The sequence below is a fragment of the Mycobacterium barrassiae genome, assembly GCF_025822765.1.
In the GTDB taxonomy this organism is placed as follows: Bacteria; Actinomycetota; Actinomycetes; order Mycobacteriales; family Mycobacteriaceae; genus Mycobacterium; species Mycobacterium barrassiae.
Map to the genome: position 1 here is coordinate 70803 of NZ_JACKUK010000016.1, position 12497 is coordinate 83299.

General features: G+C 66.1%; 13 protein-coding genes. 12 read left to right on the forward strand and 1 reads right to left on the reverse strand.

Going from position 1 to position 12497, the window contains the following annotated elements:
• The first annotated feature begins 102 nt into the window (after positions 1-102).
• From H7J93_RS06210 to H7J93_RS06255, 10 genes are all read left to right on the forward strand, one after another.
• Complete coding sequence (locus tag H7J93_RS06210) at positions 103-996, forward strand: alpha/beta fold hydrolase (RefSeq protein WP_267305423.1); 894 nt, start codon at positions 103-105, stop codon at positions 994-996.
• Positions 993-2681, forward strand: coding sequence for a bifunctional 3-(3-hydroxy-phenyl)propionate/3-hydroxycinnamic acid hydroxylase (locus H7J93_RS06215; protein ID WP_267305424.1), 1689 nt, complete (start codon positions 993-995; stop codon positions 2679-2681). Before H7J93_RS06210 ends, H7J93_RS06215 begins: the two co-directional genes overlap by 4 nt.
• Positions 2605-3549, forward strand: coding sequence for a 3-carboxyethylcatechol 2,3-dioxygenase (locus tag H7J93_RS06220; protein ID WP_499892191.1), 945 nt, complete (start codon positions 2605-2607; stop codon positions 3547-3549). Before H7J93_RS06215 ends, H7J93_RS06220 begins: the two co-directional genes overlap by 77 nt.
• Entirely contained in the window at positions 3546-5318 is a 1773-nt protein-coding gene (locus tag H7J93_RS06225) for an FAD-binding protein (protein WP_267305425.1), read from the forward strand. Before H7J93_RS06220 ends, H7J93_RS06225 begins: the two co-directional genes overlap by 4 nt.
• Positions 5315-6652, forward strand: a complete 1338-nt coding sequence (locus H7J93_RS06230) for an LLM class flavin-dependent oxidoreductase (protein WP_267305426.1) — start codon at positions 5315-5317, stop codon at positions 6650-6652. Before H7J93_RS06225 ends, H7J93_RS06230 begins: the two co-directional genes overlap by 4 nt.
• 35 nt (positions 6653-6687) lie before the next feature.
• Positions 6688-7506, forward strand: coding sequence for a coniferyl-alcohol dehydrogenase (locus tag H7J93_RS06235; protein ID WP_267305427.1), 819 nt, complete (start codon positions 6688-6690; stop codon positions 7504-7506).
• Between the two features lie 10 nt (positions 7507-7516).
• Positions 7517-8506 carry a cyclase family protein gene (locus H7J93_RS06240; RefSeq protein WP_267305428.1) on the forward strand — a complete coding sequence of 330 codons (990 nt, stop codon included), beginning with the start codon at positions 7517-7519 and terminating at the stop codon, positions 8504-8506.
• A gap of 7 nt (positions 8507-8513) precedes the next feature.
• Entirely contained in the window at positions 8514-9104 is a 591-nt protein-coding gene (locus H7J93_RS06245; RefSeq protein WP_267305429.1) for an NADPH-dependent FMN reductase, read from the forward strand.
• Positions 9105-9205: 101 nt separating this feature from the next.
• A complete protein-coding gene (locus H7J93_RS06250) occupies positions 9206-10009 on the forward strand; it encodes an alpha/beta fold hydrolase (protein ID WP_267305936.1) in 804 nt (267 codons plus the stop codon).
• Entirely contained in the window at positions 10006-10818 is an 813-nt protein-coding gene (locus H7J93_RS06255) for an SDR family NAD(P)-dependent oxidoreductase (RefSeq protein ID WP_267305430.1), read from the forward strand. The genes H7J93_RS06250 and H7J93_RS06255 overlap by 4 nt, the downstream gene beginning before the upstream one ends.
• Here the strand turns inward: H7J93_RS06255 and H7J93_RS06260 are convergent.
• Positions 10815-11534 (reverse strand): alpha/beta fold hydrolase, encoded by a 720-nt coding sequence (locus H7J93_RS06260; protein WP_267305431.1) that lies wholly within the window; start codon positions 11532-11534, stop codon positions 10815-10817. The two genes, H7J93_RS06255 and H7J93_RS06260, sit on opposite strands and share 4 nt — an antisense overlap.
• A gap of 15 nt (positions 11535-11549) precedes the next feature.
• On the opposite strand from H7J93_RS06260, the gene H7J93_RS06265 reads away from it, so the two are divergent.
• Together H7J93_RS06265 and H7J93_RS06270 are read left to right on the forward strand one after the other, a co-directional pair.
• Positions 11550-12296 carry a TetR/AcrR family transcriptional regulator gene (locus H7J93_RS06265; protein WP_267305432.1) on the forward strand — a complete coding sequence of 249 codons (747 nt, stop codon included), beginning with the start codon at positions 11550-11552 and terminating at the stop codon, positions 12294-12296.
• Positions 12293-12487 (forward strand): ferredoxin, encoded by a 195-nt coding sequence (locus H7J93_RS06270; RefSeq protein ID WP_267305433.1) that lies wholly within the window; start codon positions 12293-12295, stop codon positions 12485-12487. Before H7J93_RS06265 ends, H7J93_RS06270 begins: the two co-directional genes overlap by 4 nt.
• Positions 12488-12497: the final 10 nt, after the last annotated feature.

Genomic DNA, 12497 nt, shown 5'->3' on the forward strand with positions numbered 1-12497 from the left:
GGAGAGTGATGCTCTGACTATAGTGCACGTATACGTGCGATAAATGAGCACAGTGCTTACAAAATACGAGAATTCAATTCTCGTCGTCAAGAGAGGTGACGAGTGCCGGAATCGTCCCGACGACTGGCAGACGCGGATTTCGAGAGTGTCTGGAGCGACCTCCAAGGCGTCGCGTTCTCGCAGGGGTACCTCGACGCGGGCGGAGTGCGCACGCGTTATGTCCACGCCGGTGATCCGGACAAACCGGTGCTCGTCTTTCTGCACGGTTCGGGCGGGCACGCCGAGGCCTACGTCCGAAATCTGGAGGCGCATGCCGAGCATTTCTCGACATGGTCGATCGACATGCTCGGGCACGGATATACGGACAAGCCCGGACATCCGTTGGAGGTAGAGCACTATCTCTCCCATCTGATGGCATTCCTCGACGCGATCGGTGCACAGCGCGCCCACATCAGCGGTGAGTCGCTCGGCGGCTGGGTGGCCGCGCGCGCCGCCGTCGACCAGCCCGACCGGGTCGATCGACTGGTGCTCAACACCGCGGGCGGATCGCAGGCCGACCCCGAGGTGATGAAGCGCATCGTCACGCTGTCGATGGCGGCCGTGGAGAACCCGACGTGGGAAACGGTCCAGGCGCGCATCAAGTGGTTGATGGCCGACAAGTCCAAGGATTACGACGACATCGTCGCCAGCCGCCAACGGATCTACCGCCAGCCGGAATTCGCCTCCGCGATGAAAGACATCATGGCGCTGCAGGATCCGGAGATCCGCGCGCGAAACTTGCTCGGCCCGAAGGAATACGGGTCGATCACCGCGCCCACGATGGTGGTGTGGACCAGCGATGACCCGACGGCCGACGTCGACGAGGGACGCCGAATCGCGTCGATGATCCCCGGTGCCCGGTTCGAGCTGATGCCCGGGTGCGGGCACTGGCCACAGTACGAGGACCCCAAGACGTTCAACCGGCTCCACCTCGACTTCCTGCTGGGACGCCTATGAGCACCGAGCGGGTGGACGTCGTCATCGTCGGTGCCGGACCTTCGGGGCTGACGCTGGCGAACATCCTTGGGCTGCAGGGCGTCCGGACGCTCATCGTCGAGGAGCGCGACACGCTCATCGACTACCCGCGTGGGGTCGGTCTCGACGACGAGGCGCTGCGCACCTTCCAGTCCATCGGTCTGGTCGACCGCGTCCTGCCGCACACCGTGCCGAACCAGATCCTGCGCTTCTTCGACGCCAAACGCCGGTTGCTCGCCGAAATGGCGCCGCCTGACGCGCGTTTCGGCTGGCCCAAACGCAACGGCTTCGTCCAGCCGATGGTCGACTCGGAACTGTGCGGCGGGTTGGAGCGATTCGACCATGTCGAGGTTCGGTGGGGGCACCGGATGGAGAGCTGCGTTGAAACCGACGACGGCGTCACCGTCGGATTCGCCGATGGCAGGGATCCGGTGCACGCCCGCTACGTCGTCGGATGTGATGGCGGCCGTAGCGCCACCCGCCGCTTGATGGGGGTGTCGTTCGATGGAACGACGTCGTCGACCCGCTGGCTGGTGGTCGACGTCGCGAACGATCCGCTCGGTCATCCGAACAGCGAGGTGGGAGCCGATCCCGCCCGCCCATACGTGTCGATCTCGATCGCGCACGGCATCCGCCGCTTCGAGTTCCTCATCCACGACGACGAGTCCGACGAACTCGCCGACGATCCGGCGTTCGTCAGACGCATGCTCGCACAACGTGTTCCGCATCCAGATCGGGTCGACATGATCCGCCATCGCGTGTACACCCACCACTCGCGCATCGCGGGCTCGTTCCGCGAGGGCCGCCTCTTGCTGGCCGGCGACGCCGCACACCTGATGCCGGTATGGCAGGGCCAGGGCTACAACAGCGGCATCCGCGACGCCGCCAACCTCGGGTGGAAGCTCGCCGCGGTGGTCAACGGCCAAGCCGGCGACGCCCTGCTGGACACCTACGACGTCGAGCGTCGCAAACACGCGCGCGCGATGATCGACCTGTCCACGATGGTGGGACGGGTCATCTCGCCGACCAACCGACGGGTGGCAGCCCTGCGCGACCGGGTGATTCACGGCGCGTCGCTGGTGCCAACCTTGAAGCGTTATGTGCTGGAGATGCGGTTCAAGCCTATGCCGCGTTATCAGCAGGGGGCGGTGTGCCATGCCGACTACAGCGCGCCCAACTCGCCGACCGGCACGCTGTTCATCCAGCCCCGCGTCGACACCCGAACAGAACAGAACGTGCTGCTCGACGATGTCTTCGGTCCCGGCTTCGCCGTGCTGTGCTGGAGCAACAACCTGCGCGCCGTTCTCGGCGACGAAGCGTTCAACCGTTGGAAAGCGTTGGGGGCCAGATTCGTCGAGGCGCGGCCCATGACCCAGCTGCAGTGGCCCGGCCACGATGACCCCGATGTGGTCGTCGTCGGCGACCGGACGGGCGCGCTGAAGTCCTGGTTCGACGTCTACACCGACTCCGTGTTGTTCGTGCGGCCCGACCGCTGCATCGCAGGTGCCTGCATCGCGCAGCGCGCGCCCGAAATGAGCGAATCGCTTTTCGGCGTCCTCTGTCTCACCCAGGAAGGAGGCTCGAGTTCAAATGGCGACACTGGCCCTGTGCTGCATGTCGCACAGTCCGCTACTGAACCTTCCGGGACCGTCACAGGATCTTCTTGACGACATCGAGTTGGCCCTGGCGGCGGCGCGCGACTTCGTCACCGACTTCGATCCCGAACTGGTCGTGGTGTTCTCACCCGACCACTACAACGGGTTCTTCTACCGGACCATGCCGCCGTTCTGCATCGGCACCGCCGCGCAGGGGGTCGGCGACTACGGCACCTACGCGGGCCCGTTGGCCGTGCCCGAGGACATCGCCGCCGACTGCGCACGCGCAGTGCTCGAATCGGGTGTGGACGTGGCGCTTTCGGCCAGCATGGACGTCGACCACGGCACGGTTCAGCCGCTGCAGAACCTGTTCGGCGACGCGACGTCCAAGCCGGTTATCCCGATCTTCATCAACTCCGTCGCCACCCCGCTCGGACCGTTGCGGCGTGTCCGTGCGCTCGGCGCCGCTGTGGGTACCTACCTGGCGACCCTGGGCAAGCGCGTCCTCGTCGTGGGATCCGGCGGTCTGTCGCACGATCCGCCGGTGCCGACGCTGGCCACCGCACCGCCTGCGGCGTTGGGGCGCATCGTGCACGGCGAACCGATGACACCGGAGCAGCGGCAGGCGAGGCAGGTGGCGGTGATGGATGCGGCGCAGGCCTTTGCGCACGGCGACAGTCCACTGCAACCGCTGAACCCCGACTGGGACCAGGCGTTCCTGGAGTTGGTCGATTCGAATCGACTCAGTGACGTGGACGGCTGGTCGAACAGCTGGATCGAGCAGCAGGCCGGTCACTCCGCACACGAAATCCGCACGTGGGTGGCGGCATTCGCGGCGCTGGCCGCCCACGGTCGCTACGAGACGGGACATCGGTTCTACCGCGCGGCGCCCGAGTTGATCGCCGGCTTCGCCGTCAGGACGGCGGTGTGCAACCCATGACCACCGAAACGTTCGACCACACCGTCGATGTGCTCGTCATCGGCTCCGGCGGTGGCGGGATGACCGCGGCGCTGGCTGCCGATGCGTTCGGTCTCGACACCCTGGTAGTCGAGAAGTCACCGCAGTTCGGCGGCTCCACCGCGCTGTCGGGCGGGGGCATCTGGGTGCCGGGCGCGCCGTCGCAGCGCGCTGCGGGCTACGCGCCCGATCCGGACGGCGTGTTCGAGTACCTGCGGCGCATCACTGGCGGGTTGGTCAGCGATGCGCGGCTACGCAAATACGTCGACAGCGCACCGGAGATGATGGAGTTTCTCGAGAAGCGCAGCCGGTGGTTCGAATTCGTCTGGAAGCCCGGCTATGCCGACTACTACCCGGAGCTGCCGGGCGGCTCGGAACTCGGCAGCACGATCAATGTGCCCGCGATCGACCTGCGCAAGCTGGGCGATGAGGAGCAGAACCTGCTGCAGCCATTGGCCCTGGCGCCCAGGGGAATCTGGTTCGCCCCCAAGGACCTTCGGCTGTTCTATCAGGTGCGCCAGAACTGGCGGGGCAAGGCCGTTCTGGTGAAGCTGATCTGGCGGATGTTCCGGGCGCGGGTGTTCGGTGACCGGATGGCCGCGATCGGCCAATCACTGGCGGCCAGGATGCGACTTGCGCTCAAGGAGCAGAACATCCCGCTGTGGCTCAGTTCGCCGATGACCGAACTCATCACCGACGTCGATGGGACAGTGACCGGCGCGGTGGTCGAGCGTGAGGGCCGTCAGCTGCGCATCGGTGCGCGGCACGGCGTCATTCTTGCGGCCGGCGGCTTCGATCACGACATGGAGTGGCGCAGGCAGCATCTGCCGGTGCTCGAGAAGGACTGGAGCTTCGGCAATCCCGCGTCGATGGGTGACGGGATCCGGGCAGGGGAGAAGGTCGGCGGTTCGACCGATCTGCTCGACGAGGCGTGGTGGTTTCCCGCCATGTGCTGGCCCGACGGCAGGCTGCAGTTCATGCTCAACGAACGCATGATGCCGTCGCAGTTCGTGGTCAACGGCGAGGGCAAGCGGTTCATCAACGAAGCCGCGCCATACATGGACTTCGCACACGCGATGATCGAGGGCCAGAACTCCGGTGTCTCCCATATCCCGTGCTGGCTGATCACCGACATCCGCTCGTTCCACCGTTACATCGTCGGTGGGCATCTGCCGATTCCCAAGGTGCCCTTCGCGCCGGTGCCGACCGGATGGAAGGTGCCGAAGGCGTGGCTGGAGTCCGGAGTCGTGGTGGAGGGCAACAGCTTCGAAGAGCTGGCGACGAAGATCGGCGTTCCGCCCGCGCAGCTTCGCGCGACCGCCGACCGCTTCAACGACCTTGCGCGCAGAGGCCACGACGATGACTTCAACCGCGGTGACTCCGCCTACGACAACTACTACGGCGACCCGACCCTGCCCAACCCCAACCTGTACCCGCTGCAGAAACCGCCGTACTACGCGTTCCAGATCATCCTCGGCGACCTCGGCACCTCGGGTGGGCTGCGCACCGACGAGCACGCCCGGGTGCTGCGCTCCGATGACAGTGTCGTCGAGGGGCTGTACGCCGTCGGCAACACCTCCGCCGCGGTGATGGGACGCAGCTACGCAGGCGCAGGCGCGACCATCGGGCCCGCGATGACCTTCGGGTACGTCGCGGCCAAGCACATCGCAGACCAGTTGCCCGACACAACCGTTCAGTCGGGTACCCAGACCGATTCGACACTCGATTCCGATCGAAAGGTAACGAAATGAAGATCTCGCTGTTCTACGAATTCCCGCTGCCGCGGCCGTGGAGTGAGGACGACGAGCACAAGCTCTTCCAGGACGGCCTCGATGAGGTGGAGGCCGCAGACAAGGCCGGCTTCTCGACGGTGTGGCTCACCGAGCACCACTTCCTCGAGGAGTACTGCCACTCGACAGCACCCGAGATCTTCCTGTCCGCAGCGAGCCAGCGCACCAAGGACATCCGGCTCGGCTTCGGCATCATGCACCTGCCGCCCGCGGTCAACCACCCCGCCCGCGTGGCCGAGCGAGTCGCCACCCTCGACCTGATCTCCAACGGCCGGGTGGAATTCGGCACCGGTGAGTCGTCCTCGGTGGGCGAGCTCGGTGGGTTCGGCATCGATCCCGCCGACAAGCGCGCGATGTGGGAAGAGGCACTGGAGGTCTCGATCCGCTGTATGACCGAGGAGCCGTTCACCGGTTTCAAGGGCCAGCACATCGAGATGCCTCCGCGCAACGTCGTCCCCAAGCCGCTACAGAAGCCGCATCCGCCGGTATGGGTCGCGTGCACCCGGCCCGCTTCGGTGTCGATGGCCGCGCAAAAGGGCCTCGGTGCACTGAGTTTCGCCTACACCGGCCCCGGCCCGCTGGCCGAGCGTGTTAACGGCTACTACAAGGAGTTCGAAGAGAGTGCCGTGCCCGTCACACCGCAGATGAACCCCAACATTCTCGCCATCGGCGGCGATCTGTCGATGATGGTGGCCAAGACCGACGAGCAGGCCATCGAGCGCCTCGGAATGGGTGGCGGTTTCTTCGCGTTCGGGATCATGCACTACTACATGACCGGCATGCACACGCCCGGCCGGACCGGGGTGTGGAAGCGCCACCTCGAAGAGATCGAGAAGGATCCGAGCATCGTGTACGGCCCCGGCCGTGGGCCGATCGGCAGCCCCGCGACCGTGCGGGAGTTCCTGCGCGGCTACGAGGAAAGCGGCGTCGACGAACTGATCCTGCTCCTCACGCCGCGCCGCCACGACGAGACGATGGAATCCATCGAGCTCATGGGCAAGGAGGTACTGCCCGAGTTCATCGAGCGCGACGAAAAGGCCAGGGCGGAAAAGGCCAAGCGCCTCGAGCCCGTCCTCGAGCGCGCCGAGGCACGCCGGCCGAAGTCGAAGGCGCCGCTGTTCGACGAGACATATGCGTTCGGCGGTCTGCCCACGGGCCGCGAAAACTACACTGCGAACGAGGTGTCCCTGGCGATGGATGAGATGACCGCGGGTATCGAGGCGGCCGCGGCGCAGCTCAAGTCGGGGGAGGGGTGGACGAGCAGGAATCCTTCCGCGGACGCGAGGAGCGAATGACGGAGGCGGACGCGAAGAGCAGCACTGAATGACCCATGGTCCAGACTGACGAGCTGTGGCGCTACGACGGCCGTCGGGCCGTTGTGACCGGATGCGCCTCGGGCATCGGCGCCGAAGTGGCTCGGCAGCTGTCCGATCTCGGTGCCGAGGTGGTCGGTCTCGATATCCGAGAACCCGACTTCGACATCGGGGAGTTCATCGCCCTGGACCTCCACGATCCGGAGTCGATCGACGCCGCGGCGGCGTCGATCGGCGGCCGCGTCGACGCCTTGTTCAACGTCGCCGGGGTGTCGTCAGGCATCCGGGACCCGCTACGGGTGGTCACCATCAACTTCCTCGGCACTCGACGGTTCACCGAGGCGGTGGTGCCGTCGATGCCGGCGGGGTCGGCCATCGCCTGCGTGTCCTCACTGGCCGCATCCGCCTATCGGCAGAACGCCGCGGTCACCGCCGGTCTGGTGGGCACCAAGACGATGGCCGAGGGGATCGAATGGTGTGAACGCCATCCCGATGCGGTCGCCGAAGGCGGTGGTTACCGGCTGTCCAAGGAGGCGATCATCCTGTACGGGATGGCCAACGTGGTCGCTCTGGGCGCCAAGGGCATTCGTATCAACTGCACCGCACCCGGCGTCACCGACACCCCGATCCTCGACCAGTTGCGGTCGGCGTACGGCCAGGAGTTCCTGGATTCCTTCCACACTCCTCTCGGCCGCGCCGCAACACCTGACGAACAGGCCAGCGTCCTAGTCTTCTTGAACAGCAAGGCAGCCAGTTACATCACCGGACAGGTGATCTGGGTGGACGGCGGCACCATCGGCGAGACGGATCTCGCCGACTCGGTGTCGCGACGATGAGAGGCGAACTATGGCCAGCATGAAGGACTTCCGCCGGGTCGCCGACGACGTGCGCAACTGGGGTCGTTGGGGTGACGCCGACGAGCTGGGCACGCTCAACTTCATCACCAGCGAGAAGGTCCAGCAGGCGGCCGGTCTGGTCAAGCACGGCAAGGTCTTTCCGCTCGGGGTGGACTTCGGCTCCTCCGGGCCACAGGGCGCGTTCCACTTCAGGCAGAACCCGCTGCACGTGATGACCATCGACGGCGGCGATGCGAGCACCCTGGCCCAGTACGGTCCGTCATGGCTGAAGAATCCGGCGGCGACCCAGCTCAGCGAGTTCGCGGTCAGCGGCCCGATGCGGTTCAACGACGACGTCATCATCATGCCGTTGCAGGCCGCGACCCAGTGGGATGCCCTGTCGCACGTGTACTACGAGGACCAGCTGTACAACGGCTTCCCGGCGAGCTCGGTGACCAGCCTGGGCGCCTATCACTGCGGCATCGACAAGGTCGACAGCAAGGGCATCACGTCCCGCGGCGTCCTTCTCGACATCGTGCGTCTGCGCGGCGTCGAGACCTTCTGTGATCTCGGCGATCCCATCACGCCTGCGGAACTCGACGAGGCCGCTCGCAACCAAGGCGTCACCGTCGAACGTGGCGATATCGTCCTGGTCCGAACCGGTTGGTGGACAAGGTTTCTGCAGACCGGCGACGGTGGCGAACCGGGCGCGGGTCTGGACTGGACGTGCGCGTCGTGGATGCACGATCACGAGATCGCCGCGATCGCGGCCGACAACCTGATGGTGGAGAACCCGGTGTCGGGCGTCGACGGTGCCTTCCTGCCCATGCACATGCTGTGTCTGCGCGATATGGGGCTGATGCTCGGGGAATACTGGGATCTGACCGCGCTCGCCGCCGACTGCGCGGCCGACGGTGTCTACGAATTCCAGCTCATCGCACCGCCGTTGCGGGTGACCGGCGCCGTCGGTTCACCGATCAATCCGATCGCCATCAAGTAGGGGGGTCATGTCGACACGCACCACCACCGGCGGCGCTCCGCTGGTCGTCGGACTCGGCGGAACGTTGCGCGCCAACTCGTCGACGGAACGTGCACTTCGCTACTGCCTGGACTCGGTCGAACGTCAGGGCGGTCGCACCCGATTCTTCAGCGGACCGGATCTCGACCTGCCGATGTACGCGCCGCATGAACTCGAACGCACCCCGCAGGCGCTGGAACTGGTCAAGGCGCTGCGCGACGCCGACGCCGTCGTCGTCGGATCACCCGGCTACCACGGGGCGATCTCCGGTCTGGTGAAGAACGCTCTCGATTACATCGAGGATCTTCGAGAAGATCCACGCGTGTACCTGGACAACACCCCGTGGGGCTGCATCAGCTGCGCGTACGGCTGGCAGGCGGCGGTGAACACGCTCGGGCAGCTGCGTTCCATCGGGCACGCGCTGCGGGCGTGGCCGACGCCGCTCGGGGTGGCCATCAATTCGGCCGACAAGATCTGGGATGAGGCAGGCGACTTGGCCGACACCGCGGTGCGCGACCAACTCGACATGCTGGCCTCGCAGGTGCTCACCTTTGCCCGCACCGCCTGGGAAACCACGTGAACGCCTCCAGCGCGAACAGACACAAAGAGCACGGAGGTGCCGGCGTGTCGGGACAATTTGCGTCTGCTCGCGCAGAGAGAAAGTCCATTCTGGTCGACGGTATGGCGACGGGGTATCTCGAAGCGGGACAGGGCGATCCGGTTGTTCTGCTGCACGGTGGTGAGTTCGGCGTCAACGCCGAGATCGCCTGGGAGAACAACATCGCCGCACTCGCGCAACGGCATCGCGTGCTCGCCCTGGAGATGCTGGGGTTTGGCGAGTCCGCGAAGGTCATCGACTTCAACGACGGCCGCGGCATGCGGATCCGTCACATCGCGCGGTTCTGCGAAGCGGTCGGCGTCGAATCGGCCCACTTCGTCGGGAATTCGATGGGTGCGGTCAACCTTTTCGTCGACTCGACGTCGGACTCGCCGGTGCTGCCGGTGCGCAGCATGGTGATGATCTGTGGTGGCGGCGAGATCCAACGCAACGAGCACTCGGCCGCCCTCTACGACTACGACGCCACCGTCGAGGGGATGCGCAGGATCGTCGAAGCCCTCTTCTACGATCCGTCCTATCCCGCCGACGACGAGTACGTGCAGCGGCGATACCAGTCGAGCATCGCCCCCGGTGCCTGGGAAGCGCTGGCGGCAGCGAGATTTCGCCGACCGGGACTCGAACCGCCGCCGCTACCGTCGAGCAAGCGGGCCTACGACCGCATCACGGTGCCGACGCTGGTGATCGAAGGTGGCGGCGACAAACTGCTGCCGCGCGGCTGGGCGGCTGAGATCGCCGGCCAAATCCCCTCCGGCCGTTCGGCGGTGATCCTCGATGCGGGACACTGCCCGCAGATCGAACAGCCGGCGGCGGTCAACGACCTGCTGCTGGCTTTCCTGGCCGAGCAGCGCGAAGGAGCGGCGACATGACAGACGAACTGGCGGGCAAGGTCGCGATCGTCACGGGCGGCGCGTCCGGTCTCGGCGAGGGGCTGGCACGCCGATTCGCGGCTGAGGGCGCCAAGGTGCTGATCGCCGATGTGGACACAGACAGCGGTGCGGCGCTCGCGGCGGACATCGGCGCCAACGCGCTGTTCGTCGAGGCCGACGTGTCCGACATCGAGCAGGTGAGCGGGCTCGTATCGACAGCCGTCGACCGCTTCGGGGGCCTGCACGTCATGGTCAACAACGCGGGGGTGTCGGGCACGATGCACCGCCGCTTCCTCGACGACGACCTCGCGGACTTCCACAAAGTGATGGCCATCAACGTGCTCGCGGTGATGGCCGGCACGCGTGATGCCGCCCGGCACATGTCCAAACACGGCGGCGGCTCGATCATCAACCTCACGTCGATCGGCGGAATCCAGGCCGGCGGCGGTGTGATGACCTATCGGGCGTCCAAGGCCGCTGTCATCCAGTTCACCAAGTCCGCGGCGATCGAGTTGGCGCACTATGAGATTCGGGTGAATGCCATCGCGCCCGGCAACATCCGCACGGCGATCGTGCGCAAGTCGGCGGCGGGGGAGGATCTCGAGAAGCTCGAACAGTTCGAGGCCAAGATCCGTGAGCAGATGCGCAACGACCGCCCACTCAAGCGTGAAGGCACCATGGAGGATGTCGCCGAAGCGGCGCTCTACTTCGCCACGGATCGTTCGCGGTACGTCACAGGCACCGTGCTCCCCGTCGACGGTGGCACGGTGGCGGGCAAGGTGATCGTGCGTAAGCCGAAGAGTGACTAGCGGCCGTCCACGCGGTCGACATGCTCGCAGACCAGCCGGGGGTATCGGCCGCGGTCGGGACGGAAGATGTCGTGGGGTGAGTCGTTGAACTCGACGAGATGTGCGTCCGGAAACAGCGCGCGGTAACGCGACCATTGCTCGTCGCCGACGAGGAAGCGTTCGCTACTGCGCACCGCGAGCAGTGGAAGTTGCTGTCGGGCAAGGGGTTCCCACAACGACCGCGGCTGCGCGGCGCCGAACGTCTTGTTCGCGGCGTCCTCGTCGAGCCGCTCACTCACCGGAGTGCCGCGCCAGCGGCCGCCGAGCAGCCGACGCGAGATCTCGGGCGTCAGCACCTTCTCCTCTGGCACGTAGTCGCCGATCGCGATCGACCTGACCCGCTCGACGTTGTCGATCACCCATGTCAGCGCATAGGCGGTACCTCTGGAGAACGTCGCCACGTGCACCGGGCCGTCGGTGACGGCGTCCACCACCGCCCCGATGTCGGTGCTCAACGTCGCGGCGTCGTAGCCGTTCGCCGGGGAGCTACTTCGGCCATGTCCCCTGAGATCGACGACGACAGTCCTGCGGCCGAACAGCGACAGGATTTCGGCGTAGTCCTCGGCGACGCACGTCATGCCCGGCACGAACACCACCGGCGCGCCGCGATCATCACCGCCGGAGTCGAGGTAGTGGATGCGTGCATCGCCGTTATCGATGAACCGCGAATCAGCCATGGTCAGGGGCACTCTATGCGTCCGCCGACGGGTCCGGGACGCCTATCCGCCAAGAATTTAAATCAGTCGCTTGACTTAACTGCTGTGACGGGGTTCACTGGGCGGGTGACCACAGCCAGCAGGCCTGTTCGCACCGAACGGGCCTCCATCACCCGCGAAGCGATCCTGGCCGCGGCCGAGCGGCTGTTCGCCGAACACGGGGTCTACGCCGTTTCCAACCGCCAGGTCAGCGAGGCGGCCGGGCAGGGAAACAACGCCGCCGTCGGGTATCACTTCGGCACCAAGGCCGACCTCGTCCGGGCCATCGAACAGAAGCACCGGGTGTCGATCGAGCGGCTGTTGGCCCGGATGGTGGCCGACACCGGCGAGTCCACGGAACTGCGCGACTGGATCGCGTGCATGGTGTGCTCGCTCACCGAACATCTCGATCAGCTCGGCAACCCGACGTGGTACGCGCGCTTTGCCGCCCAGGCGCTCGCCGACCCCGCCTACCAGAAGATCGTCGTGAAGGACGCGCTCGCGTCGCCGTCGCTGGTGAGCGTCGTCGAACGCATCACGCGCTGCCTGCCCGACCTGCCGATGACCGTTGTCACCGAACGCAACATCATGGTGCGCAACCTGATGATGCACACCTGTGCCGATTTCGAGCGCGCATTCGCCGAAGGGACGGCCACGCCCCGCACCACGTGGAGCTCGGTGGCCTCAGGTCTCATCGACGCCATCGTCGGGCTGTGGCGGGCGCCCATCACGGAGCGACCGTGAAGGTGAGCGTCGATCAGGACAAGTGCGTGTCCTCCGGCATGTGCGTCATGAATGCCGGCGAGGTGTTCGACCAGCGCGACGACGACGGTGTCGTGGTGCTGTTGATCGAAGAGCCGGGTCCCGACCTGGCCGAGGAAACCCGAAAGGCGGCCGCGGCGTGTCCAGCCCTGGCCATCCACATCGAGGAATGACGGAGATTTG